This window comes from Mycobacterium cajalii, from assembly GCF_045809005.2.
Taxonomy (GTDB): Bacteria; Actinomycetota; Actinomycetes; order Mycobacteriales; family Mycobacteriaceae; genus Mycobacterium.
On sequence record NZ_CM141436.1, the window covers coordinates 2,385,389 to 2,409,977 of the forward strand.

Sequence of the window (24,589 nt, forward strand, 5' to 3'; positions counted from 1 at the left end):
GCGCCCCGCGCCCTGGGCCGGGCGGGGCTTGCCCGGCGGATCGGAGTGCGGGCCGGACGATATGATTCGGTTAACTAATTAATGGAAAGGGATTGAGCATAGTGAGCGAAAAGGGTCGGCTGTTTACCAGTGAGTCGGTGACCGAGGGACACCCGGACAAGATCTGCGACGCGATCAGCGACTCGGTCCTGGACTCGCTGCTGGCCGCGGACCCCCGCTCGCGAGTGGCCGTCGAGACGCTGGTCACCACCGGGCAGGTGCACGTGGTGGGCGAGGTGACCACGACGGCAAAGGAGGCGTTCGCCGACATCACCCAAACCGTTCGCGGGCGCATCCTGGAGATCGGCTACGACTCGTCGGACAAGGGCTTCGACGGGCTGACCTGCGGGGTGAACATCGGCATCGGCGCGCAGTCACCCGACATCGCCCAGGGGGTCGACACCGCCCACGAGACGCGCGTCGAGGGTGCGGCCGACCCACTGGACGCCCAGGGCGCCGGCGACCAGGGCCTGATGTTCGGCTACGCGATCGCCGAGACGCCGGAGATGATGCCGCTGCCGATCGCGCTGGCGCACCGGCTGTCGCGCCGGCTGACCGAGGTCCGCAAGAGCGGGGTGCTGCCCTACCTGCGCCCGGACGGCAAGACCCAGGTCACCATCGCCTACGAGGGCAACACCCCGGTCCGCCTGGACACCGTGGTCATGTCGACCCAGCACGCCGCCGACATCGACCTGGAGAACACCCTGACCCCCGACCTGCGGGAGAAGGTGCTCAACACCGTGCTCAACGACCTGGCGCACGACACGCTGGACACGTCGTCGACGCGGCTGCTGATCAACCCCACGGGCAAGTTCGTGCTCGGCGGCCCGATGGGCGACGCCGGGCTGACCGGACGCAAGATCATCGTCGACACCTACGGCGGCTGGGCCCGCCACGGCGGCGGCGCGTTCTCGGGCAAGGACCCGTCGAAGGTGGACCGCTCGGCGGCGTACGCGATGCGCTGGGTCGCCAAGAACATCGTGGGCGCCGGCCTGGCGGAGCGCGTCGAGGTGCAGGTGGCCTACGCCATCGGCAAGGCCGCCCCCGTGGGCCTTTTCGTCGAGACCTTCGGCTCCGAGACGGTCGACCCGGTCAAGATCGAGAAGGCCATCGGTGAGGTGTTCGACCTGCGGCCCGGCGCGATCGTCCGCGACCTGGACCTGCTGCGCCCGATCTACGCGCAGACCGCCGCCTACGGCCACTTCGGCCGCACCGACGTCGAGCTGCCGTGGGAGCAGCTCGACAAGGTCGACGCGCTGAAGGCCGCCATCTAGTTCTCACCGCGAGCAGACGCAGAGTCGCACGAAACGCGTTGTTTGCCTGCGATTTTGCGTCTGCTGGCGCTGGCTAGGGTAGGGGATGGTCGGCGTCCAGGGCCGGCAGGCCGTCGATGCTGCGCCGGTTGCGCCCGAGCAGGCTCGAGAACTTCTCGTCGGTCGCCTTGGCGTGATGCGTGTCCAGGACCGGGCGTTCGTCGACGAGTTCGTAGTAGGGCACCGCGAACCCGCAGGCGTCGGCGATCCGCTCGACGTCGACGACGATCGCGGCCCGGACGCCCGCGTGCCCGTCGCCGAAATGTGCTATCAGGCCGTCGAATTCGGCGTCGTCGGGTCGAACGACCCGTCCGGTGCCGAACAGCCGCAGGATCCGCGAGTTGCGGGTGAACGAGCAGAACATCAGCGTGATCCGGCCGTTGTCGCGCAGGTGCGCGATGGTCTCCGCGCCGCTGCCGAACAGATCCAGGTACGCGACGGTGTGGTCGTCGAGCACCGCGAAGGTGTCCTGATATCCCTTGGGGGACAGGTTGATTCGGCCCCCCTGAGAGGGGGCGGTGGCGACGAAGAACATCGCCTGCTCGGCGATGAACTCCCGGAGCGAGGCGTCGAGGTGGGAAAACTCCTTTGCCACCCGTCGAGCGTAGCGCTAGGCCGTGAAGCGGTAGTCGTCGAGCGGGAACCGCCGGCTGCGCCAGTAGGCCTCCACGGTGGTGGCCGGGCGCAGCGGCACGTCGCCGTTCTTGTCGAAGTAGTAGCTGTTGGCCAGCCGGCAGCTGTCCTGCCAGAAGACCTGGCGGTGCCGCTTGCGCAGCATCTCGGCGAAGTAGCGGGCGTTGGCCTCCTCGGTCACCTCGACGCGGGTCGCGCCGTCGCGGCGGGCCCGCAGCAGGCACCGCGCGATGTGATGGGTCTGGGCCTCGATGAGCGCGAAGTACGACGAGCCGACGTACCCGTAGGGCCCGAACACGCTGAACAGGTTGGGAAAACGGGGGACGCTGACCCCTTCGTAGGCCTGCAGCCGGTGCTCGTCCCAGAACCGGCTCAGGGACTCCCCGCCGCTGCCGGTGACCGCGAACGTCGGAACGTTGTCGGTGTCCATGACCTTGAAGCCGGTCGCGAGCACCAGCACGTCGATGTCGTGGCTCTCGCCGTCGGTGGTGACGACCGCGCCGGCAGTGACTTTGGAGATCGGCTCGGTGACCAGGCGCACGTTGTCGCGGTTGAACGTCGCCAGGTAGCCGTTGTGGAAGCCGGGGCGTTTGCAGCCGACGGCGTAGCGCGGGGTGAGTTGCTCGCGCACCACCGGGTCGCGCACCTGCTGGCGCAGATAGCGGCGTCCGGCCGCGGCCATCCGCTTGGCCAGCGGGAACACCGTGAAGTACTGCGCCGAGATCGGGAAGGTCAGCTCCACGAACGCCTGGCTGGCCAGCCGCTGGGCGAGCCTGGCGCCGGGCACCCGCATCGCCGCGCGCACCGGCGCCGGCAGCGGGACGTCGAACTTGGGAAAGCACCAGATCGGGGTGCGCTGGAACACGGTGAGCCGCTCGATGATCGGTGCGATCTCGGGGATGACCTGCACGGCCGAGGCGCCGGTGCCGATGATCGCCACGCGCTTGCCGGTCAGGTCCTGCCCGTGGTCCCACCGCGCGGTGTGCATGGTGACGCCGGCGAAGGAGTCCACTCCGTCGATGTCGGGGAGCTGCGGCACGGTGAGTACCCCGCTCGCGCTGATCAGGAACCGGGCGGTGATCTCGCCGCCGGGGTCGGTCCGTACCCGCCACAGCGAGTGCTCGTCGTCGAACTCCGCGCAAACCACCTTGGTGGCCAATCGGATCCGTGATCGCAGGCCGTATTTGTCGACACAGTGCTCGGCGTAGGCCTTCAGCTCGCGGCCGGGCGCGTAGGTCCGCGACCAGCGTGGGCTCTGCTCGAAGGAGAACTGGTAGGAGAACGACGGGATGTCCACGGCGATGCCGGGATAGGTGTTCCAGTGCCAGGTGCCGCCCACCCCGTCGCCGGCCTCGACCACCAGGTAGTCCGGGAGGCCCGCCTTGTCGAGCTTGGTCGCGGCGCCGATCCCGGAGAATCCGGCGCCGACGATCAGCGTCTGGAAGTCGGGGCTGGTCATGAGCTCCCGCCTAGCCGTGCAGCGCCCTCTTGAGGGCGGCCAGGCCGCGGTTGGTGGCCTCGGCGGCGGCGGGGATCACCATGGCGAAGCTGACGTAGCCGTGCACCAGGGTGGGTTCGTTGCTGTGCTCGACGGGCACCCCGGCGGCGGTGAGCAACTCGGCGTAGCGGGCCCCGTCGTCGCGCAGCGGGTCGTGCTCGGCGGTCCCGATGTAGGCCGGCGGCAATCCGGACAGGTCGGTCGCGGCGGCCGGGGCGAACGTGACGGGCAGGGCCCCGGGATCGCTGATGTCGAGGTGCGGCAGGTACCACGTCAGGAAGGCGTCGATGACCTCGAGGTCCAGCACCGGCGCGGTGGCGTTCTCGGTGAACGAGGGCAGCGACATGTTGGCGCACACCGTCGGGTACCACAGCAGCTGGAAGGCCAGCTCCGGCCCGGCATTGTCGCGGGCCAGGTGCGTCATCACCGCGGAGAGGTTGCCGCCCGCCGAGTCGCCGGCCACGGCGATGCGGTCCGGGTCGCCGCCCAGCTCGGCGGCGTTGTCGGCCACCCATCGCAACGCGGCCCAGCAGTCTTCGACGCCCGCCGGGAACGGGTGCTCGGGGGCCAGCCGGTAGTCGACGGACACCACGATGGCCTCCGCGCCGACGGCGTGGGCGCGGGCGACGGGGTCGTGGGTGTCCAGGTCGCCGAGGCAGAACCCGCCGCCGTGGTAGAAGACGACGAGGGGCAGCGCGCGATCGGTGGTGTCGGCGCCCGGCGGCCAGTAGATCCGCACCGGGATCCCGTCCAGATCGCCGTAGCCGATTTTCCGCTCCTCGACGCGCAGGTCGGGAAGCATCTCCTGGGGCACTGCGAGCTGCTTCAGGCGCGAGCGTGCGACCTCCACGCCGTCGGAGGCGCTGAACGTCATCGGGAACGCGTCGAGCAACGACTTGAACGTCGGGTCGATGCCGGGTCGGGCGATGGTCGGCTCTGTCATGGGTTCACCGTACGCATTTGCCGCGGCTATGTGTGCAGCGCCCGACGCAGCGCCGCCAAGCCGCGGTCCAGCCCGGCGGTGGCGGCGGGCACCACGCCGGCGTAACCGAGGAACCCATGCACCATCGTCTCGGCGTTGTGCACCTCGACGGGGACGCCGGCGGCGGCCAGCAGTTCGCCGTAGCGGATCCCGTCGTCGCGCAGCGGGTCGTAGCCGGCGACGCCGATGTAGGCGGGCGGCAGCCCGGCCAGGTTGCCCGCACGTCCCGGCGCCATGCCCGGCGGGGGGTCGGCCATGTCGACATCGCCTGCATACCAACGGGAGAACGCGGCGACGGCCTTGACGTCGAGGATCGGGGCGGCGGCGTTCTCGGTGAACGACGGCAGCGACGCATCCCACAGCGTGGAGGGGTACCACAGCAGCTGGAACGCCATCCGCGGGCCGCCCCGGTCCCGGCTCAGCTGGGCCAGCACCGCCGCGATGTTTCCGCCGGCCGAATCCCCGGCGACGGCCATCCGGCCGCCGTCGGCGCCTATTTCGGAGCCGCGCTCGGCGACCCACAGCGTTGCGGCCCAAGCGTCTTCGATCGCGGCGGGGTAGGGGTGCTCGGGCGCCAGCCGGTAGTCGACGGACACCACGATCGCGTCGGCGCCGACCGCGTGCTGGCGCGCCGTGCCGTCATGGGTGTCCAGGTCGCCCACGACGAAACCCCCGCCGTGGAAGAACATCACGACGGGGCGGGCGCCGCCGCCGCCTTCGGTTGCCGGCCAGTAGATCCGCACGCCGACCGGGCCCGCCGGCCCCGCAATCGTCCGGTCCTCGACGCGCAGCTCCGGGTGCACCGGCCGGCGCGGCAGGTCGCGGAACCGTTGCCGGGCCGCGTCGACACCCTCCTCGGTCGATAGCCGGAACGGAACCGCATCCAGTACCTTCTGCAGGATGGGGTCGATTGCTGGTCTTTCGTCGGCTGTGTTGTCCAAGCTGGGCATGGAGGTACCGTACGCACCTCGGCTGGTGTCCGGCGGATGGGTGGTGGCGGGCTGGGCCGGCGTCGGCTACGGCGTCTATCTGACGGTGCTCGCGTTGCGCTCGCCGCCGGGGACCGAGCTGACCGGCCACTGGGTCATGCAGCCGCCGTTCAAGGCGCTGATGGCGGTGCTGCTGACCGTGGCCGCCGTCGGGCACCCCATCGTGCGGGAGCGGCGGTGGCTGATGCCGGCGCTGCTGTTGTCGGCCGTCGGCGACTGGCTGCTGGCGATCCCGTGGTGGACGCTGTCGTTCGTCGCGGGGCTGTCGGCGTTCATGTTGGCGCACTTGTGCTTTCTGGCCGCGCTGCTGCCGCTGGCGCGCGCGGCGCGCCCGACGCCGCCGCGCATCGCCGTCGCGGTCCTGGTCGGCCTGACGACGCTGGTGCTGCTGGCGTGGTTCTGGCCGCACCTGAGCCGCGACGACCTGCAGCTCCCGGTGACGGTCTACATCCTCGTCCTGACCGCGATGGTGTGCACGGCGCAGTTCGCGCGGCTGCCCACGATCTGGGCCGCGGTGGGGGCGCTGTGTTTTGCCGCGTCGGACTCGATGATCGGGATCGGCCGTTTCGTCCTGCACAACGAGGCGGTGGCGGTGCCGGTCTGGTGGTCCTACGCCGCGGCGGAGATCTTGCTCAGCGCGGGGTTCTTCTTCGGCCGGGAGGAAGCCGCCGACACCTGGACCGGCGACGCCGAGGTCGTCGACTGGCCCACCGAACGCGCTGACTAGCAACGCTTCTCAGGGCATGAGCGGCCCGTGACCCCGAGCGCGCGCACGCCCGTCCAGGTGGAGCCGATCGCCCGGGTGCTGCCGATGTTGTCGGTGCCGCACCTGGATCGCGAGTTCGACTACCTGGTGTCGGCCGAGCAGTCCGACGACGCCCAGCCCGGGGTGCGGGTTCGGGTGCGGTTCCACGGGCGGCTGGTCGACGGGTTCGTGCTGGAGCGCCGCAACGACACCGATCACGCGGGCAAGCTCGGCTGGCTCGATCGGGTGGTGTCTCCCGAACAGGTGCTCACCCCCGAGACCCGTCGTCTGGTCGACGCCGTGGCCGCCCGCTACGCCGGCACCCGGCCGGACGTGTTGCGGCTGGCGGTGCCGGCGCGCCACGCCCGGGTGGAACGGGAGGCCCGCGAACTCCGGGCCGCCCCCGCCGCGCCGGCGCCGGTCGACCCGTCGGGCTGGGACACCTACGGCCGCGGCGCGCAGTTCCTGGGTGCCCTGGGCGAGGCGCGTGCCGCCCGTGCGGTGTGGCAGGCGCTCCCGGGGGAGGCGTGGGCGGACCGATTCGCCGAGGCCGCCGCGCAGAGCGTCCGCGCCGGCCGGGCGGTGCTGGCCATCGTCCCCGACCAGCGGGATCTGGACGCGCTCTGGGCGGCCGCGACGGCCCTGGTCGACGAGGCCAGCGTGGTGGCACTGTCGGCGGGCCTGGGGCCGGCCGCCCGGTACCGGCGCTGGCTGGCGGCGTTGCGGGGCACCGCGCGGCTGGTGATCGGCACCCGCAGCGCGGTGTTCGCGCCGCTGAGCGACCTGGGCCTGGTCATGGTGTGGGCCGACGCCGACGACAGCCTCGCCGAACCGCGCGCGCCCTACCCGCACGCCCGCGAGGTGGCGATGTTGCGGGCCCACCAGGCGCGTTGCGCGGCGCTGATCGGCGGCTACGCCCGCACCGCCGAAGCCCACGCGCTGGTGCGCAGCGGGTGGGCGCACGACGTCGTGGCGGCGCGGCCGGTGGTGCGGGCCCGCACCCCGCGGGTGGTCGCCCTCGACGACACCGGCTACCAGGACGAACGCGACCCCGCGGCACGCACCGCGCGCATTCCCTCGGTGGCGCTGCGCGCCGCCCGCTCGGCGCTGCAGGCCGGCGCTCCGGTGCTGGTACAGGTGCCGCGGCGGGGTTACGTCCCCTCGCTGGCCTGTGGCCGCTGCCGCGCCATCGCCCGGTGCCGGCACTGCACCGGCCCGCTGTCCCTGGCGGAGTCAGCGGGGGAGCCATGGCAGCAAGTCGGGCCGACTGCCGTGTGCCGCTGGTGCGGCCGCGCCGAGTCCGCGCTGCGGTGCGCGCGGTGCGGCTCGGTCTCGGTGCGCGCGGTGGTGATCGGCGCGCGGCGCACCGCCGAGGAACTCGGCCGCGCCTTCGCCGGCACGCCGGTCGTCACCTCGGCCGGCGACGCGATCGTGGCGGAGATCGGCGCCGGCCCGGCCCTCGTCGTGGCCACCCCGGGCGCCGAACCCGTCGCACCCGGTGGCTACGGGGCGGCGCTGCTGCTCGACACCTGGGCGTTGCTGGGCCGGCAGGACCTGCGCGCCGCGGAGGACGCCCTGTGGCGCTGGATGACGGCCGCCGCGCTGGTGCGCGCCCGCGGCGACGGCGGAGTGGTGGCGGTGGTCGCCGAGTCGTCCATCCCGACGGTGCAGTCGCTGATTCGCTGGGATCCGGTCGGCCACGCCGAGACCGAGCTCACGGCCAGGGCCGAAGTCGGTCTGCCGCCCAGCGTGCACATGGCCGCGATCGACGGCGCACCGGGCGCGGTCGCGGCGTTGCTCGACGAGGCCCGCCTGCCCGCGGGGGCCGATTTGCTCGGCCCGGTTGAGCTGCCGCCCGGTGTGCGCCGCCCCGCGGGCACCGCCGCCGACGCGCCGGTGACCAGGATGCTGGTGCGGGTGCCCCGCGAGCAGGGCCTGCAGCTGGCGGCGAGCCTGCGCCGCGGCGTCGGGGTGCTCAGTGCCCGGCAAACCCACGAGCCGGTGCGGGTGCAGATCGACCCGCTGCACATCGGCTAGCGCAAATAATGTCCCAGGGTGATAGTTCGATTAGGCAACAATGCGTGGGGACGATAGTGGGGGGCTGTTACACTTCTATTTCTTCAGCCCGCGGCGGCCCGTAGGAACAGTCGGAAGAGGGTGGCACGATGGCACAAGACGACATGACGACCGCCGAAGAGTCACTGGATGTGATCACCGACGCGTTGCTGACGGCGTCTCGCCTCCTGGTGGCCATATCGGCCCGATCGATCGGGCGCGTCGACGAGACCATCACCATCTCGCAGTTCCGCGCCCTGGTGATCCTGTCCAACCGGGGCCCGGTCAATCTGGCCACGCTGGCCGGCCTGCTCGGCGTGCAACCGTCGGCCACCGGCCGGATGGTCGACCGGCTCGTCGCCGCGGGGCTCATCGACCGGCTGCCGCACCCGACGTCGCGGCGCGAGCTGCTGGCCGCGCTGACCAAGCGTGGACGCGAGGTCGTGCGCCGGGTCACCGCCTACCGGCGCGCCGAGATCGCCGCCATCGTGGAGAAGATGCCGCCCCCGGAGCGCCACGGCCTGGTCCGGGCCCTGACGGCCTTCACCGCGGCCGGCGGGGAGCCCGACGCCCACCTCGACATCGAGATCGACCTGTAGGACGAACCGCCGCGACTCAGCGCTTTTCGGCGGTGACCAGCAGGTACTCCCACTGCATCGCGCCGTCGGCGAGGTATTGCCGTGCCAGTTCGACGAGCTGGGCGTCGAGTTCCTCGGTCAGCACCAGGTTGTGCCCGATGTTGGCGTAGGCCTCGATCGTCGGGCCGTAGTGGTTCTTGAAGTAGTCGTGCACCGACTCGGCACTGGTGAATCGCCTGACCTCCAGCAGTCCGCGCGTCGCCGTGACGCCCTGCACGCGGTCGCCGAGCAGCCCGCCGACGTAGCGTTCCCGTCCCCACAGCGCGGCGGGGAACACCGCCGGCGACAGGCACGGCCGGTATGGCCTGATCGTGGCCAGCATCCGGCCGAAGAAGCCTTCGGGGGTCCAGCTGATGACGCCGATCTTTCCGCCGGGCCGGCAGACGCGGACCATTTCGTCGGCGGCGCGCTGATGCTGCGGCGCGAACTGCACGCCGATCGCCGAGATCACCGCGTCGAAGGTGCTGTCACCGAAGGGCAGCGCGTGCGCGTTGGCCTCGCGATAGTCCAGCGTGAGGCCCTGGGCGGCGGCTATGGCCTGGGACCGCTGCAACAACTCGGGGGTCAGGTCGGTGGACATGACCGCGGCGCCGGACTTGGCGGCGGGCAGCGAGATGTTGCCCGCGCCGGCCGCGACGTCGAGGACACGGACGCCCGGTCCCAGACCGGTCGCGGCGACCAGGACGGGGCCCAGCGGGGCCATGACCTCCTCGGCCATCAGGGCGTAGTCGCCCAGGGCCCAGATCGCCCGGTGCGTGGACGCCAGTGCGTGGTCATTGGGGATGGTGGTGTCGAGAGTCATCAGACCTCCTTCAGAGTTAAGCCGAAGTTACTGCGGGTTTTGAGGTGGTTTGGTGGCTTGACATGCGGTATTGGGCTGTTTGACATTTTGAATGTAGTCAAAATACTGGTGTGTCGCACCTGGTAAGTGGACCGTGATCAGCTATATTGCTGATTATGTCGCGCGGTAGTGGGAAAGTTCACGTAGTCAAAGTTCGGCGGTCTCATGTGAATAAGCAAGGCCAGCAGCGTGATTACGAATCGGTGTATCTACGCCGCACGTTCCGTGACGGCGCTAAGGTCCGCAACGAGACGGTGGCCAACCTGTCGATGTTGCCCGCGGAGACGATCGCCGCGATCGAGGCCACCTTGAAAGGCCAAACACTGGTGGCGGCGGGCTCGGAGTTCGACACCGTCCGTAGCTTGCCGCATGGGGATGTGGCGGCGGTGGCGGCGATGGCGGCCAAGGTGGGTATGTCCGCCCTGCTGGGTCCGGCATGCCGGTCACGGGATCTGGTGTTGGGGTTGATCATCTCCCGGGTGGTTCGGCCGGCGTCCAAGCTGGACACTGTGTCGTGGTGGGCTGACACCACCTTGGGTGCTGATCTGGGTATCGCTGGCGCGTCCACCGACGAGATCTACGCCGCGATGGACTGGCTGGTCGGGCGCCAAGACGGGATCGAAAAGAAATTGGCCGCCAAACACCTTGACCCGCGCGTCAACCCCTCGAAGATGGCGTTGTTCGACCTGTCGAGCACGTGGATGACCGGCAGCCACTGCGAGCTGGCGGCACGCGGGTATTCCCGGGACGGCAAAAAAGGGTTGCCGCAGATCAACTTCGGGGTGCTCGGTGACCGGGAGGGCCGTCCGGTGGCGGTGCGGGTGTTCCCCGGCAACACCGCTGACCCCACAGCGTTCACCAAGATCGTGGCCGATCTGCAAGACACGTTCAAACTCGATGATCTGGTGATGGTCGGTGATCGGGGCATGATCACCACCGCCCGCATCAACGCCCTGCGTGAACTCAACGAAGCGGGTGCGAGTTTCGGGTGGATCACCGCTTTGCGCAACCCGGCGATCGCCGCGCTGGCCGCCGACCAAGGACCCTTGCAGATGAGCCTGTTCGATCAGCAGGACCTGGTCGAGATCGCTCACCCCGACTATCCCGGTGAACGCCTGATCGCCTGCCGCAACCCGGCATTGGCTGACCAGCGTGCCCGCAAACGTACCCAGCTGTTGGCCGCGACCGAGAAACTGCTAGAACCCCTCACCAAGCGGGTGGCAGCCGGCCGGCTCGCCGGGGCCGCTGACATCGGCAAGGCGGTGGGCAAGGTGTTGGGAAAATACAAGATGGCCAAGCATTTCCACACCACCATCACCGACAGCGGTTTCACCTACCACCGCAACCAACACAACATCGATGCTGAAGCCGCCCTCGATGGCATCTACGTGATCCGCACCAGCGTCGACGCCACGGAACTGACCCCAGCCCAGGTGGTGGAATCCTACAAAAACCTGGCCAACATCGAACGTGACTTCCGCAGCATCAAAACCGACGACCTGCAAGTGCGCCCCATCCGCCACCGGCTGCAAGACCGCGTCAAAGCCCATCTGCTGATCTGCATGCTGGCCCGCTACCTGCTCTGGCACCTGCGTAAAGCCTGGGCGCCACTAACATTCACCGACGAAAACCCGCCGGTCCGGGACAATCCCGTAGCCCCCGCACAGCGCAGCACCGACGCCGCGGCTAAAGCCGCCACCAAACAAGACGCCCACGGCCACCCCTTACGGAGTTTCGCTGGCTTACTCCAACACCTCAAGACTTTGACCCGCAACAGGATCCGCTACCACAACACCGACATCGAGATCGACAAACTCGCCGACCCCACCCCCGAACAACGCCGCGCATTCGACCTCATCGAAGCCACCATCCCCCTCACCATCGCCGCATAGCCAGGTAGACAAACACCACACCACCAAACCCGCCAAAACCCCAGCTCAAACCAGGAAAACCCCTACCAAAGCAGCAGTAACTTCGGGTTAAGGAAAGGGCTGCGTACTCGACTTCGTCGTCGCTAGCACCGCAGTGCGGTCATGCCGGTTGACGCTAACCGCTAGAAATAGTATGCCTCGGAAATAGTCTACGCGCGCAAGTGAAAGCGCCGGGGTGTTCTTCCCTACACTGTGCGCGTGCGCCTCGTCTTCGCCGGCACCCCCGAACCCGCGCTGCCCGCGCTGCGCCGCCTCCTCGACTCACCCCGGCACGAGGTGGCCGCCGTGCTGACCCGGCCCGACGCCGCGTCCGGCCGGCGCGGCAAACCGGAACCCTCGCCGGTGGCCCGCGAGGCGCTGGACCGGGGCATCCCGGTGCTGCGGCCCGCGCGGCCCAACTCCGCGGAGTTCGTCGCCGAGCTGGCCGAGCTGGCGCCGGAGTGTTGCCCGGTGGTGGCCTACGGCGCGCTGCTGCGCGAGGACCTGCTCGCGGTGCCCGCGCACGGGTGGGTCAACCTGCACTTCTCCCTGTTGCCCGCGTGGCGCGGCGCGGCGCCGGTGCAGGCCGCGATCGCCGCGGGCGACGCCATCACCGGCGCGACCACCTTTCGGATCGAGCCGAGCCTGGATTCCGGGCCGATCTACGGTGTCGTCACCGAGACGATCCGGCCGGCCGACACCGCCGGGGACTTGCTCGAACGCCTCGCCCTGTCGGGTGCGTCGCTGCTGTCGGCGACGCTGGACGGCATCGCCGACGGAACGCTGACGCCGCGGCCGCAGCCGGCCGAGGGGGTCAGCCTGGCGCCGAAGATCACCGTCGAGCAGGCCCGGGTGCGCTGGGATCTGCCGGCGCCGGTGGTGGAGCGGCGCATCCGCGCCGTCACACCCAGCCCGGGCGCCTGGACGCTGGTCGGCGACCTGCGCATCAAACTCGGTCCGGTGTTCCTCGCCGGCGACGCGCCGAAACCGTTGTCGCCGGGCGTCATTCACGTCGACCGTAAAAGTGTCTGGATCGGTACCGGCACCGAGCCGGTGCGGCTCGGCCGGATTCAGCCGCCCGGCAAGAAACTCATGGACGCGGTCGACTGGGCGCGGGGAGCCCATCTCGAGCCCGCCGCGCGGGCGTCATGAGCCCGCCCCCGCAACGGCGCCGGCCACGCCGCCGGCCGCTGGACCCGGCGCGTGCCGCCGCTTTCGAGGTGTTGCGCGCGGTGAGCCGGCGCGACGCGTACGCGAACCTGGCCCTGCCCGCGCTGCTGCGGGAACGCGGTATCACCGGGCGCGACGCCGCGTTCGCCACCGAGCTGACCTACGGCACCTGCCGCAGCCGGGGCCTGCTAGACGCGATCATCGGCGCGGCGGCCGGGCGTTCGCCGGACGCGATCGATCCGGTGCTGCTCGACCTGCTGCGCCTCGGCGCCTATCAGCTGCTGCGCACCCGCGTCGACGCGCACGCCGCGGTGTCCACCACCGTCGAGCAGGCGGGCATCGAATTCGATTCCCCGCGAGCGGGTTTCGTCAACGCCGTGCTGCGCACCATCTCCGGCCGCGACGAGAAGTCCTGGACCGACGAGCTGGCTCCCGACCCGGCCAAGGATCCGGTCGGGCATGCCGCGTTCGTGCACGCGCACCCCCGCTGGATCGCGCAGGCCTTCGCCGACGCGCTGGGCGCGGCCGCCGGGGAACTCGACGCGGTGCTGGCCAGCGACGACGAACGGCCCCAGGTGCACCTGGCGGCCCGCCCCGGGGTGCTGACCGCCGCCGAGCTCGCCGAGGCGGTGGGCGGCACCGTCGGGCGGTACTCGCCGTACGCGGTGTATCTGCCGGGCGGGGACCCCGGCGGGCTGGCGCCGGTGCGCGAGGGCGTCGCGCTGGTCCAGGACGAGGGCAGCCAGCTGGTGGCCCGCGCGCTGACGCTGGCGCCGGTCGACGGTGACACCGGCCGGTGGCTGGACCTGTGCGCGGGGCCGGGCGGCAAGACGGCGCTGCTGGCCGCGTTGGGCGCCTCCGGGGCGGGGGCCCGCGTGACGGCGGTGGAGCCGTCGCCGCGGCGCGCCGACCTGGTCGTCGAGAACACCCGCGGCCTGCCGGTGGATGTGGTGCGGGCCGACGGGCGGGAGAGCGGGCTCGAGCCGGGCTTCGACCGGGTGCTCCTCGACGCGCCCTGCACCGGGCTGGGTGCCCTGCGGCGCCGCCCGGAGGCGCGGTGGCGGCGGCAGCCGGCCGACGTGCCGGTCCTGGCCAAGCTGCAGCGCGAGCTGCTGGCCGCCGCGATCGCGCTGACCCGCCCCGGCGGCGTGGTCCTGTATGCGACGTGTTCGCCGCACCTGGCCGAAACCGTGGGCGTGGTCGCCGACGCGCTGCGCCGTCATCCGGTGAGCGCGGTGGACGCCCGGCCGCTGTTCGAGCCCGTCAGCGGGCTGGGGGACGGCCCCCATGTGCAGCTCTGGCCGCACCGGCACGGCACCGACGCGATGTTCGCGGCCGCGCTGCGCCGCGATGCGGGGTAGCGCGACCGCGACACGACAACCCGGCCGCGGCCGCGCTGCGCCGCGGCGCGGGGTAGCGCGGCCTGACGTGAGAGCGGGCGCGAGGCTGCGTAACCTGTCGCTCATGCCTCGCTTCACGGGACCGTCCGAAAGGCCCTGGATCGCGCCGTCGATCCTGGCCGCTGATTTCGCCCGGCTCGCCGACGAGGCGGCCGCCGTGCCGGGCGCCGACTGGTTGCACGTCGACGTGATGGACAACCACTTCGTGCCGAACCTCACGATCGGCCTGCCGGTCGTGGAACACCTGCTGGCCGCCACGACCATTCCGATGGACTGCCACCTGATGATCGACAATCCCGATCGCTGGGCGCCCCCGTACGCCGAAGCCGGTGCATACAACGTCACGTTCCACGCCGAGGCCACCGACAATCCGGTCGGGGTGGCCCGCGACATCCGCGCCGCCGGCGCCAGGGCGGGCATCGGCGTGAAGCCGAAAACCCCGCTGGACCCCTACCTGGAGATCCTGCCGCACTTCGACACCCTGCTCATCATGTCGGTGGAGCCGGGGTTCGGCGGGCAGCGGTTCATTCCCGAGGTGCTCGGGAAGGTGCGCGCGGTGCGCAAGATGGTCGACGCGGGGGAGTTGACGATCTTGCTCGAGATCGACGGCGGCATCAACGAGGACACGATCGAGCAGGCCGCCGAGGCCGGCGTCGACTGCTTCGTCGCGGGTTCGGCGGTGTACGGCGCGGACGACCCGGAGGCCGCGCTGGAGGCGCTGCGGCAGCAGGCCGGCGCGGCGTCCCGGCACCTGCGCGCGGCGAAGAGCTCATGAGCGGCGAACAGGTCAAGAACCTCGACGAGGCCATGCGGCTGGCCATCGAGCAGTCCTACCTGGTCAAGGGCAACACCTACCCGAACCCGCCGGTCGGGGCCGTGATCATCGACCGCGAGGGCCATGTCGTCGGCGCCGGCGCGACCGAGCCGGCCGGCGGCGACCACGCCGAGGTGGTGGCGTTGCGCCGGGCCGGCGGACTGGCGGCCGGCGGCATCGCCGTGGTGACGCTCGAGCCGTGCAACCACTTCGGGAAGACCCCGCCGTGCGTGAACGCCCTCGTCGAGGCGCGGGTGGGCGCGGTCGTCTACGCGGTCACCGATCCGAACGGGATCGCGGGGGGTGGTGCGGGCCGGCTGCAGGCGGCCGGCGTGCAGGTGCAGTCCGGCGTGCTGGCCGATCAGGTTGCGGGCGGGCCGCTGCGCGAATGGCTCTACAAGCAGCGCACCGGGTTGCCGCACGTGACGTGGAAGTACGCGAGCAGCGTCGACGGGCGCAGCGCCGCCGCCGACGGAACGAGCCGGTGGATCTCCAGCGACGCCTCGCGCCTGGACCTGCATCGCCGCCGCGCCACCGCCGACACGATCGTGGTCGGTACCGGCACGGTGCTGGCCGACGACCCCGCGCTCACCGCGCGGGCCCCCGACGGCTCGCTGGCGCGGCAGCAACCGCTGCGGGTGGTGGTGGGCATGCGCGACCTGCCGTCGGCGGCGAAGGTGCTCAACGACGACTCGCGCACCATGCTGATTCGCACCCATGACCCCATGGAGGTGCTCAAGGCGGTTTCGGACCGCACCGACGTGCTGCTGGAGGGGGGCCCCACGCTGGCCGGCGCGTTCCTGCGGGCCGGGCTGGTCAATCGGATCCTCGTCTACCTGGCGCCGATCCTGCTGGGTGGCCCCGTCACCGCGGTCGACGACGTGGGGGTGCCGAGCATCGCGCGGGCGCTGCGCTGGCAGTTCGACGGGATCGACCGGGCCGGACCCGATCTGCTGCTGAGTCTGGTGCCGCGCGGCGACTGACCGGGCTAACCCTTGGTGGGGGCGACGGCCTGTTCCTCGCTGACCGCGGGTTCCTCGGCGTGCTCGGTGCGGCCGCCGACCAGCAGGCCCAGCAGCGCGCCCACGACGCAGATGAACGCGGTGACCTGGAAGATGTCGCCGTACATCATCGCGAACGCCTTCAGGTACAGGGTGGCCTGCGCGGCGACCCGTTCGATCAGGGTGGCGTCGGGCGGGATCTTGGCCGTCAGCCCCGCCACGATCTGGTTGAACCGGTACAGGCCCCACGCGCTCAGTGCGGCGACGCCGATCAGCATGCCCGTCATCCGGGCCACCACCACCGCCGAGGAGGCGATGCCGTGCTGGGTGGGCGGCACGACGCGCAGGGCCGCCGAGGTGAGCGGTCCGATCACCAGGCCGAGACCCAGGCCGGCCACCAGCAGGTCGGCGTGCAGCGCGGGCACGCTGAACAGGCCGAGGATGTCGTGCCGCTGCTCCATCACGTCCTGGCGCCAGTAGTGGATCAGCCAGTAGCCGTAGGCGGCGATGAGCAGCCCCAGGAACGCGATGGCCCGGTCGCCGGTCCGGGTGGAGATCCAGCCGCCCAGCACCGCCCCGATCGGCAGCGCGATCAAAAACCACAGCAGCAACCCGGCCGCCTGGTTCTGGTCCATCTGCAGCACGCCCTGACCGAACAGTTCCACGTTGACCAGGGTCACCATCAGCGCGGCACCTGCGGTCACCCACGCGCCCAGTGACGCCAGGAACGGCCGGAAGTGCACGCCGGCGGGATCGATCAGGCGGGTGCGCGAGAAACGTTCCCAGGCCAGGAACGCCACCGCGGCCACGACCGCCGCGATCACCAGGGGTAACCCGTAGCTCGGCAACACGTGCAGGCCGTCGGGTTGGGGGTTGTACAGCCCGATGACCGCAAGGCCGAGCGCAAGCGCGAGCAGCACGCCGCCGACCAGGTCGATCTTCTCCGGCGCCTCGGTGCGTTTGCGCGACGGCAGGCTGAACTGGATCAGCACCATCGCGATCAGGGTCAGCGGCACGTTGATCCAGAACACGTAGCGCCAGTCGTGGAACAACCAGACGATGAAGATGCCGTAGAGGGGGCCCAGCACGCTGCCGAGTTCCTGGGCTGCGCCGATACCGCCCAGCACGCCTGCGCGGTTGCGCTCCGCCCACAGGTCGGCGCCCAGCGCCAGCGTGACGGGCAGCAGCGCACCGCTGGCCACGCCCTGGATGGTGCGGCCGGCGATCAGCATGTGGAAGTCGCCGAAATGCCCCGCCAGCGCCGTGACGACCGAGCCGACGATGAACAGCGCCAGGCTGACCTGCAGCAGCAGCTTGCGGCCGAACCGGTCGGACGCACGCCCCAGCAGCGGCATGGCGGCGATGTAGCCCAGCAGGTACATCGTGACGATCCAGGTGATGCGCTGCAGCTGGTTGATGGGGATGCCGACGTCACGCATGATGTCGCGCATGATGGTGACCACGACATAGGTGTCCAGGGCGCCCAGCAACACCGCCAGGCTGCCCGCGCCGATCGCGATCCGGCGCCCGGCCGCCGTGCTCATGAGCTCACCGGGGGCTTGCTGACCTGAACGGTCTCGCCCCACTTGGATAACGTCATCTGCACCGCGTTGCCCTTGCTCTTCTGCAGGTTGGCCCGCACCAGCTGGTGGTCGCCGTTCTCCTGGATCCAGACCGTCGCCGGGACCGGGCCCGACGCGCCGAACGGCGGTGCGATCTTGTTGACCGCGTCGGCTGTGACGTTGCCGCTGATCCGGATCGTGGTCTGCCCGTCGATGGTGTCGCGGCCCTCGGCCTTGGCGTCGCTGAAGTTCGACAGCGCGTTGGCCAGGCCGGAGTCCGGGTTGAGGATCACCGAGACGTCGTAGATGTCGGAGGCCTTGCCGAAATCGCTCCACTTGTTGGGCGTCAGCGTGGCGTACAGGGTCCCGTCGACGACGATGAAGTCGGCATTGATGTCCGAGCCGCCGAGCGTAATCGTCGTGTTTCCGCTGGCGGCGGTCGCCGGCGTGGTGGTGAGGTCACCGGTCAGGTTCTTGATCGGCATCCCCGGGACCTTGCCGGTCACGGTCAGCACCAGGTGGGCGCTCTTGACGTTCCTGGTGGTCTGCGCGGACTGCTTGATCAGGGTGTTCGCGTCCGGCAGTGGCCCGCCGCTCGGCTTGGATCCCGACGAACAGCCGGCGATCAGGGCGGCGGTGATGCTCAGGGATGCGAGGACGGCCAACAGGCGGCGGGTCTGCATACCCTGCATCGTAGAGGGTGGCGGTGTCGCGGCCGGTGCACCAGTCGGGTGTGGGCTCGCGTCCCCAGTCATTAGCCTGGGGCGATGTTCACCGGAATTGTCGAGGAACTCGGGGAGGTGACCGGCCGGGACGTCCTGTCCGACGCCGCGCGCCTGACCATCCGCGGGCCCGTCGTCACCGCCGACGCCGGGCACGGCGACTCGATCGCCGTCAACGGCGTGTGCCTGACGGTCGCCGAGCTGCTGGCCGACGGCCAGTTCACCGCCGACGTGATGGCCGAATCCCTGAACCGCTCCAATCTGGGCGAACTCGAGGTGGGCAGCCGCGTCAACCTGGAGCGGGCCGCCGCCCTGGGCAGCCGGCTCGGCGGCCACATCGTGCAGGGACATGTCGACGGCACCGGGCAGGTGGTGGCGCGCGCCCCCTCCGAGCACTGGGAGGTGGTCCGGATCGCGGTGCCCGCGGCGGTGGCCCGCTATGTCGTCGAGAAGGGGTCGATCACCGTCGACGGAATCTCCCTGACGGTCTCGGGCCTGGGCGCCCAACCGCAGGACTGGTTCGAGGTGTCCCTCATCCCCACGACCCGCGACCTGACCACGTTGGGCCGCGCACCGGTGGGGGCGCGGGTCAACCTCGAGGCCGACGTCATCGCCAAGTACGTCGAGCGGTTGATGTCCAGGTAGGGACGGACCCGCTGATCAAACCGCCGCAACAACGACGCGCGCGCGGTGGTTCATACTGAATGCAAGAATAGGGCTCCTCATGGGGCCGCACGACAGCAAGGTAGCAGCGATGACGAGGTTGGACTCCGTCGAAAGGGCGGTAGCCGACATTGCGGCCGGCAAGGCCGTCGTCGTCATCGACGACGAGGACCGCGAGAACGAGGGCGACCTGATCTTCGCCGCCGAGAAGGCGACTCCGGAGCTGGTGGCGTTCATGGTCCGCTACACCTCGGGCTACCTGTGCGTGCCGTTGGACGGCGCGATCTGCGACCGGCTCGGCCTGTTGCCGATGTACGCGGTGAACCAGGACAAGCACGGGACGGCCTATACCGTCACCGTCGACGCGAAAAACGGTGTCGGAACCGGGATTTCGGCATCGGATAGGGCCACCACCATGCGGCTGCTGGCCGACCCGGACAGCGCCGCCACCGACTTCACCCGCCCGGGACACGTTGTCCCGTTGCGCGCCAAGGATGGTGGCGTGTTGCGGCGGCCCGGCCACACGGAGGCCGCCGTCGACCTCGCCCGGATGGCCGGCCTGCGGCCCGCCGGCGCGATCTGCGAGATCGTCAGCCAGAAGGACGAGGGCGCGATGGCCCAGACCGACGAGCTGCGGGTCTTCGCCGACGAGCACAACCTCGCGCTGATCACGATCGCCGACCTGATCGAGTGGCGCCGCAAGCACGAGAAGCACATCGAACGCATCGCCGAGGCCCGGATCCCCACCCGGCACGGAGAGTTCCGCGCGATCGGCTACAGCAGCATCTACGAGGACGTCGAACACGTGGCGCTGGTCCGCGGCGAGATCGCCGGCCCCAACGCCGACGGCGACGACGTGCTGGTCCGCGTGCACTCCGAATGCCTGACCGGCGACGTGTTCGGCTCGCGCCGCTGCGACTGCGGCCCACAGCTCGACGCCGCGATGGCCATGGTCGCCCGCGAGGGTCGGGGTGTGGTGCTCTACATGCGCGGTCACGAGGGCCGCGGCATCGGCCTGATGCACAAGCTGCAGGCCTACCAGCTGCAGGACGCCGGCGAGGACACCGTGGACGCCAACCTCAAACTCGGGTTGCCGGCCGATGCAAGGGATTACGGCATCGGCGCGCAGATCCTGGTCGACCTCGGCGTGCGCTCGATGCGGCTGCTGACCAACAATCCCGCCAAACGGGTCGGCCTGGACGGGTACGGGTTGCACATCATCGAGCGGGTCCCCCTGCCGGTGCGGGCCAACGCCGAGAACATTCGCTACCTGATGACCAAGCGGGACCGGATGGGCCACGACCTGGCCGGCCTCGACGACTACTTCCACGAATCCGTGCATCTGCCGGGGGAATTCGGTGGCGCTCTGTGAGTCGCTTGTGAGCCCCGCAGCCGGTGTGCCGGAGGTGCCGGCGCTCGACGCGTCGGAGCTGCGGCTGGCGATCGTGGCCAGCACCTGGCACAGCACGATCTGCGATGCGCTGCTGGCGGGGGCCCGCAAGGTGGCCTCCGATTCCGGCATCGCCAGCCCGACGGTGGTTCGCGTGACCGGGGCCATCGAGATCCCGGTGGTGGCCCAGGAGCTTGCCCGCAACCACGACGCGGTGATCGCTCTGGGAGTCGTGATCCGTGGTGAGACACCGCATTTCGACTATGTGTGCGACGCGGTGACCCAGGGGTTGACCCGGGTCGCGCTGGACGCCTCGACCCCGATCGCCAACGGGGTGCTGACCACCAACACCGAGGCGCAGGCGCTCGACCGAGCCGGGCTGCCCACCTCGTCGGAGGACAAGGGCGCCCAGGCGACCGCGGCCGCGCTGACCACCGCCCTGACGCTGCGTGACCTGCGCGCCCGGTCGTGACCGACGCACCCGACCACGACGACTGGGACGTCGTACTGCGCCCGCATCGCACGCTGCCCTTCGTCTACGCCGCCGCGTTCGTGATCGCCGCGGCGCACATCGCGGTCGGCCTGCTGCTCAAGATCAGGTCGACCGGGGTGATCTTCCAGACGGCCGATCAGGTCGCGATGGCGGCGCTGGGCCTGGTCATCGGCGGCGTCGTGCTGTTGTTCGCGCGGCCGCGGCTGCGGGTGGGCGCGGCCGGGCTCTCGGTGCGTAACCTGTTGGGCGATCGGCTGATCCCGTGGCCGGAGGTGGTCGACGTGTCGTTTCCGCCGGGCAGTCGCTGGGCGCGGATCGACCTGCCCGACGACGAGTACGTCCCGGTGATGGCGATCCAGGCCGTCGACAAGGAGCGCGCCGTGGCGGCCATGGACACCGTGCGGTCCCTGGTGGCCCGGTACCAACCCGACCGGTGAGCCTAACGCAGGTACGGCACGCAGGCCGCGTTAGGCAGGCGTAAGCCGCGTCGCCGCAACGCATTTCGCCCCAGCACCGCAGCGCGCGGGCCGGCGCAGGCGCCGGGTCAGTCGTTGGCATCCCAGCTGCTGGGCAGCATCGGCATGTCCGGGCCGGCGCTCGGCGACTCGCCGGTCAGCGTGGCCAGTCCGGCCGCCTCGGCGGCGTCGGCCCGCCGCGAGGTGCCGGCGAATCCCATGGCGCCCGCGCCCGAAGCCGACGCCAGCGCCGCGGCGGCGGACTCCAATTCCGGGTATTCGTGGCGGAATCCGCGGTCGATCAGCCGCGCTCCTGGCCGACCGCGTCGCCGTACCCGTTCGGGCGTGTCCGCGGCCGCGGCCGCCGCGGCCGCGGGTTCGGCCGCCCTGGCGGCGGCGGGGGACCGGGCCCTCATCGGCGCACCCGCAGCGTCCCCGGGCGGGCCGACCACGTAGGGGGGGCTGAACGCGTGGACGGTGGGTGGCGGCGCCGGCGGCGGCGCCGGCGCCGGCGCCGCGCCGGGTGTGGGGGTCGGTGCCGGCACAGTAGCGGGCGCCGGGGCGGGTGTGGGGGCGGCCGAGGCCACACCGACCACCGGGGCCGGCGTCGTGGGGGCCGGCGCGCCCACCGGCGCGGGGGCGACGACGGCCGGGGCGGCGGGGGCCGGCTGAGCCAGCCCGGCCAGCCCCGCCAGCCCGGCGAACGCCGGGGCCGGCAGCGGTGCGATGCCCAGTCCCTCCACCACCTGGGTCAACTGCTGCAGCTGGGGCGCGAAGGTGTTGACCGCTTCGCCCGCCCAGTGCGGAAGTTCGCTGACCAGTAGGGGATCGGTCTCCAGGCGGGTGATCGCCGCGGCCGGATTGGACGGGAACCCCGACAAATCCTGCCCGATGGCGTTGGCCACCTCCTGGGCCCGGGTCGTCCACCAGCTCAACTGGTTGGGCCGTGGCCCGCTGTCCTGGTTCGACGGAGAGCTGTTGGCGGCGGACTTCTGTATCTGCGGTGCCGGGGCGGTGTGCGGCGTCGACGCCACCGCGGCGTCCGACACCGCCTGGTAGGTCGTCATGGTGGTGGCCGCCTGGACCCACATCCGCACATAGTCGGCCTCGTTGAGCGCGATCGGAATGGCGTTGACACCGAAGAAGTTCGTCGCCACCAGGACCGCGTGGACGGCGTGGTTGGCGGCCAGCTCGCCCAGGGAGGGCATGGCCGTCAGGGCGGCGGTGTAGGCCGCGGCCGCGGCCTCGTGCTTGGCGGCCGCCGCCGCGCTGTCGGCACTGGCCTGCAGCAACCACGCCAGGTACGGCACGTGCGCGGCCACGTAGGACTCCGCGCTGGGACCCTGCCACGCCCCGGCCTGCACCGCCGCCAGCGCGGCGCCGAGTTCGTCGGCCGCCGAGGCGTATTCGGCGCTGAGCGAGTGCCACGCCGCGGCTGCCGCGATCAACGACACCGGCCCCGGTCCGCCGCTCAACAGCGCCGAGTGCACTTCCGGCGGCGAGGCCATCCAGATCGGCGTGACCGTCACTGAGCCGATCTTGCCCCTGCCCGAGCAAATCCGCAATATCGACTTATCTATGTAATTGGCTCCGCATTTGCGGGACCGGTAGCCGGTGCCTTCGAGCGCCTGCGGTTTTCGGCTCCGAGTCAGTCGTCGGGTTGGCGGACGAGGAATCCGGTCACGATCAGCGTGCGTGCGAGCTCCGTTTGCTGCGCCGCGGTGAGTCCGGGCAGGTCGCCGACCTGGAACGGCCCGGTGCTGTCGGCCAGGTACCGCAGGGCGGCTTCGTGGTCGGCGCCGACGCTGATCAGCAGCTGGGCGAACTGCAGGGCGACGCCGCCGGCGCCGGTCAGCACCCGCGAGTAGAGCGGTTGATGCCTCACCACCCGCGTGTGTCCGTCGATCCCGGCGGCGGTCGCGCCCTGTCCGACCGGTGGGCACCGGCCGCGCCGGACGAGAAGGTCCTCCATCGCGCCGAGCCCTTCGGGGACGACGTCCGGGCCCGCGACGATGTCGCGCACGAGGGCACCCAGGCTCGCGCGCACGTCGGCGTCGCGCAGATGCCGCGGCGGGAGCCGGTCGTGGATACGGTCGTCGCGGAAGCTGAGCATGTGCAGCGCATGGGTGATCAGCGTGAGCACGGTCGGCGCGTGGATTCCGACGGTCAAGTGCACGGAGGTCTCGGAGCGCGTCTGTGCCGCGTGGATCTGTCCGCGCGGCAGGTACAGCGTGTCCCCGGCGTCCATGCGCAGGCGGGCCGGCGGCGGCAGGTCGTCCGCGGCGACCGCCTTGCGCTGCTGCATCTCGTGCGGCGGCACCGGCGCGTCGCCGTAGAGATCCCAGGCCTTGGACCCCTGGACCTGCAGGATCAACACGTCGTGGTGGTCGTAATGCGGGACGAATCCCCGCGATTCGGGCGGCGTGACGTAGCCGTTGACCTGGGTCGGGAAGTTCAGTTCCACCTCGATCGCGTGGGCCAGCGACCCGAGCGTGCGCACGTAGCGCTCGAGGTTGTCGGCGACGATCGTGTAACCGGCGGCGTGGCCGTCGCGGACACCGGCGGGATCCAGGCTGCCGTCGGGGCGCCGGTAGGTGTGGGGGTCCCTGTTCTCCTCGCCCTTGACCAGGCGCAGCACCGACGGCTCCGCCCGAAGGTGATCGAGGAGCCCCTCGACCACCGGGGGGCCGGGCAGCAGGCCGTCGAAGTAGCCCGGGCAGTCCCGCTTGACGTGGTAGCGCGTGGCTCCCCAGATGTCGTCGAGGAAGGTCTGCACCGGCAGCGGTGAGAGCAACCAGGCTAGCGACGATTCGACGATGACCCCTCCGCAAAACTCCGTGGTGACGTCCGGGTGGCTTTCGGGTGGCTTTCGGGTGGCTTTGTCAGCATCGCATACGTCGGTGACCGCGCGTCGGGTGCCGACGGTCTTCGTTGCCGCGGAAGCCGAGTCGGCATGGAATATGTGGTCGAAAGCCGACAGCTGGGCTGCGGTCGCAGCCGTCCTGCGCGTCAGTCGGGCGATGGGATCGAGTTGGCGGCGGATCTCCCATGCTCAGGCAACGGCTTCCGATTCCCGGTGTGTTCGGTGGTATCCGCTTGCCCGGACTGTCCGAATCTGGCGAATACTGTGGTAGACCTGGGTAACAGAGCACTGCGGTCGACGGCGCTATAGCGATGGTGCGCCGTCGGCAAACGACGCTGCGACGCGAAAGATATTGGTAAATATGGCATACCCGGCTTGACGGCGTCCACGGCTGATGGAGGTGTCGAATGAGT

The 24,589-nt window shown here is 70.7% G+C and carries 22 protein-coding genes; 13 read left to right on the forward strand and 9 right to left on the reverse strand.

Annotation, left to right across the window (positions count from 1 at the left end; all coding sequences use genetic code 11):
- The first annotated feature begins 101 nt into the window (after positions 1-101).
- Complete coding sequence (gene metK, locus ACJ512_RS11485; protein ID WP_407688356.1) at positions 102-1,313, forward strand: methionine adenosyltransferase; 1,212 nt, start codon at positions 102-104, stop codon at positions 1,311-1,313.
- 73 nt (positions 1,314-1,386) lie between these two features.
- Here metK and ACJ512_RS11490 read toward each other — a convergent pair whose 3' ends face one another.
- Genes ACJ512_RS11490 through ACJ512_RS11505 form a run of 4 tightly spaced genes read right to left on the reverse strand, consistent with a single transcriptional unit; the run spans position 1,387 to position 5,415 of the window.
- Positions 1,387-1,947 (reverse strand): pyridoxamine 5'-phosphate oxidase family protein, encoded by a 561-nt coding sequence (locus ACJ512_RS11490; RefSeq protein WP_407688355.1) that lies wholly within the window; start codon positions 1,945-1,947, stop codon positions 1,387-1,389.
- A gap of 15 nt (positions 1,948-1,962) precedes the next feature.
- The gene (locus ACJ512_RS11495) at positions 1,963-3,444 is read right to left on the reverse strand and encodes a flavin-containing monooxygenase (protein WP_407688354.1); all 1,482 of its coding nucleotides are present in this window, start codon (positions 3,442-3,444) and stop codon (positions 1,963-1,965) included.
- A gap of 10 nt (positions 3,445-3,454) precedes the next feature.
- The gene (locus ACJ512_RS11500; protein WP_407688353.1) at positions 3,455-4,426 is read right to left on the reverse strand and encodes an alpha/beta hydrolase; all 972 of its coding nucleotides are present in this window, start codon (positions 4,424-4,426) and stop codon (positions 3,455-3,457) included.
- 26 nt (positions 4,427-4,452) lie between these two features.
- Complete coding sequence (locus ACJ512_RS11505) at positions 4,453-5,415, reverse strand: alpha/beta hydrolase (protein ID WP_407688352.1); 963 nt, start codon at positions 5,413-5,415, stop codon at positions 4,453-4,455.
- Here ACJ512_RS11505 and ACJ512_RS11510 point away from each other — a divergent pair.
- From ACJ512_RS11510 to ACJ512_RS11520, 3 genes are all read left to right on the forward strand, one after another.
- Positions 5,414-6,181, forward strand: coding sequence for a lysoplasmalogenase (locus ACJ512_RS11510; RefSeq protein ID WP_407688351.1), 768 nt, complete (start codon positions 5,414-5,416; stop codon positions 6,179-6,181). The two genes, ACJ512_RS11505 and ACJ512_RS11510, sit on opposite strands and share 2 nt — an antisense overlap.
- A 27-nt stretch (positions 6,182-6,208) precedes the next feature.
- Entirely contained in the window at positions 6,209-8,236 is a 2,028-nt protein-coding gene (locus tag ACJ512_RS11515) for a primosomal protein N' (RefSeq protein WP_407688350.1), read from the forward strand.
- A 128-nt stretch (positions 8,237-8,364) separates the two neighbouring features.
- Positions 8,365-8,853, forward strand: coding sequence for a MarR family winged helix-turn-helix transcriptional regulator (locus ACJ512_RS11520; RefSeq protein ID WP_407688349.1), 489 nt, complete (start codon positions 8,365-8,367; stop codon positions 8,851-8,853).
- A 16-nt stretch (positions 8,854-8,869) separates the two neighbouring features.
- Here the strand turns inward: ACJ512_RS11520 and ACJ512_RS11525 are convergent, their stop codons facing one another.
- The gene (locus tag ACJ512_RS11525; RefSeq protein WP_407688348.1) at positions 8,870-9,694 is read right to left on the reverse strand and encodes a class I SAM-dependent methyltransferase; all 825 of its coding nucleotides are present in this window, start codon (positions 9,692-9,694) and stop codon (positions 8,870-8,872) included.
- Between the two features lie 155 nt (positions 9,695-9,849).
- Between ACJ512_RS11525 and ACJ512_RS11530 the strand changes: the two genes are divergently transcribed.
- The 5 genes from ACJ512_RS11530 (at position 9,850) to ribD (ending at position 16,010) form a co-directional block, all read left to right on the forward strand.
- Complete coding sequence (locus ACJ512_RS11530; protein ID WP_461479765.1) at positions 9,850-11,625, forward strand: IS1634 family transposase; 1,776 nt, start codon at positions 9,850-9,852, stop codon at positions 11,623-11,625.
- A 237-nt stretch (positions 11,626-11,862) separates the two neighbouring features.
- A complete protein-coding gene (gene fmt / locus ACJ512_RS11535) occupies positions 11,863-12,795 on the forward strand; it encodes a methionyl-tRNA formyltransferase (protein WP_407689276.1) in 933 nt (310 codons plus the stop codon).
- Entirely contained in the window at positions 12,792-14,174 is a 1,383-nt protein-coding gene (locus ACJ512_RS11540; RefSeq protein ID WP_407689275.1) for an RsmB/NOP family class I SAM-dependent RNA methyltransferase, read from the forward strand. The genes fmt and ACJ512_RS11540 overlap by 4 nt, the downstream gene beginning before the upstream one ends.
- Before the next feature lie 103 nt (positions 14,175-14,277).
- Entirely contained in the window at positions 14,278-14,988 is a 711-nt protein-coding gene (gene rpe, locus ACJ512_RS11545) for a ribulose-phosphate 3-epimerase (RefSeq protein WP_407689274.1), read from the forward strand.
- Complete coding sequence (gene ribD / locus ACJ512_RS11550; protein WP_407689273.1) at positions 14,985-16,010, forward strand: bifunctional diaminohydroxyphosphoribosylaminopyrimidine deaminase/5-amino-6-(5-phosphoribosylamino)uracil reductase RibD; 1,026 nt, start codon at positions 14,985-14,987, stop codon at positions 16,008-16,010. The genes rpe and ribD overlap by 4 nt, the downstream gene beginning before the upstream one ends.
- Positions 16,011-16,015: 5 nt before the next feature.
- On the opposite strand, the gene ACJ512_RS11555 is transcribed toward ribD, so the two are convergent.
- Together ACJ512_RS11555 and ACJ512_RS11560 are read right to left on the reverse strand one after the other, a co-directional pair.
- Positions 16,016-17,572: an MFS transporter gene (locus tag ACJ512_RS11555; protein WP_407689272.1), complete on the reverse strand. Its 1,557-nt coding sequence runs from the start codon at positions 17,570-17,572 to the stop codon at positions 16,016-16,018.
- Positions 17,569-18,273, reverse strand: a complete 705-nt coding sequence (locus ACJ512_RS11560; RefSeq protein WP_407689271.1) for an LppX_LprAFG lipoprotein — start codon at positions 18,271-18,273, stop codon at positions 17,569-17,571. Before ACJ512_RS11560 ends, ACJ512_RS11555 begins: the two co-directional genes overlap by 4 nt.
- Positions 18,274-18,357: 84 nt before the next feature.
- On the opposite strand from ACJ512_RS11560, the gene ACJ512_RS11565 reads away from it, so the two are divergent.
- From ACJ512_RS11565 to ACJ512_RS11580, 4 genes are all read left to right on the forward strand, one after another.
- Entirely contained in the window at positions 18,358-18,957 is a 600-nt protein-coding gene (locus tag ACJ512_RS11565) for a riboflavin synthase (protein ID WP_407689270.1), read from the forward strand.
- Positions 18,958-19,066: 109 nt separating this feature from the next.
- Positions 19,067-20,347, forward strand: a complete 1,281-nt coding sequence (locus tag ACJ512_RS11570; protein ID WP_369739165.1) for a bifunctional 3,4-dihydroxy-2-butanone-4-phosphate synthase/GTP cyclohydrolase II — start codon at positions 19,067-19,069, stop codon at positions 20,345-20,347.
- A gap of 7 nt (positions 20,348-20,354) precedes the next feature.
- Positions 20,355-20,837: a 6,7-dimethyl-8-ribityllumazine synthase gene (gene ribH, locus ACJ512_RS11575; RefSeq protein ID WP_407689269.1), complete on the forward strand. Its 483-nt coding sequence runs from the start codon at positions 20,355-20,357 to the stop codon at positions 20,835-20,837.
- Entirely contained in the window at positions 20,834-21,295 is a 462-nt protein-coding gene (locus ACJ512_RS11580; protein ID WP_407689268.1) for a PH domain-containing protein, read from the forward strand. The genes ribH and ACJ512_RS11580 overlap by 4 nt, the downstream gene beginning before the upstream one ends.
- A gap of 107 nt (positions 21,296-21,402) precedes the next feature.
- On the opposite strand, the gene ACJ512_RS11585 is transcribed toward ACJ512_RS11580, so the two are convergent.
- Both ACJ512_RS11585 and ACJ512_RS11590 read right to left on the reverse strand, forming a co-directional pair.
- Entirely contained in the window at positions 21,403-22,821 is a 1,419-nt protein-coding gene (locus tag ACJ512_RS11585; RefSeq protein ID WP_461480116.1) for a PPE domain-containing protein, read from the reverse strand.
- Between the two features lie 140 nt (positions 22,822-22,961).
- Positions 22,962-24,107 (reverse strand): cupin domain-containing protein, encoded by a 1,146-nt coding sequence (locus ACJ512_RS11590; RefSeq protein ID WP_407689415.1) that lies wholly within the window; start codon positions 24,105-24,107, stop codon positions 22,962-22,964.
- Positions 24,108-24,589 lie beyond the last annotated feature (482 nt).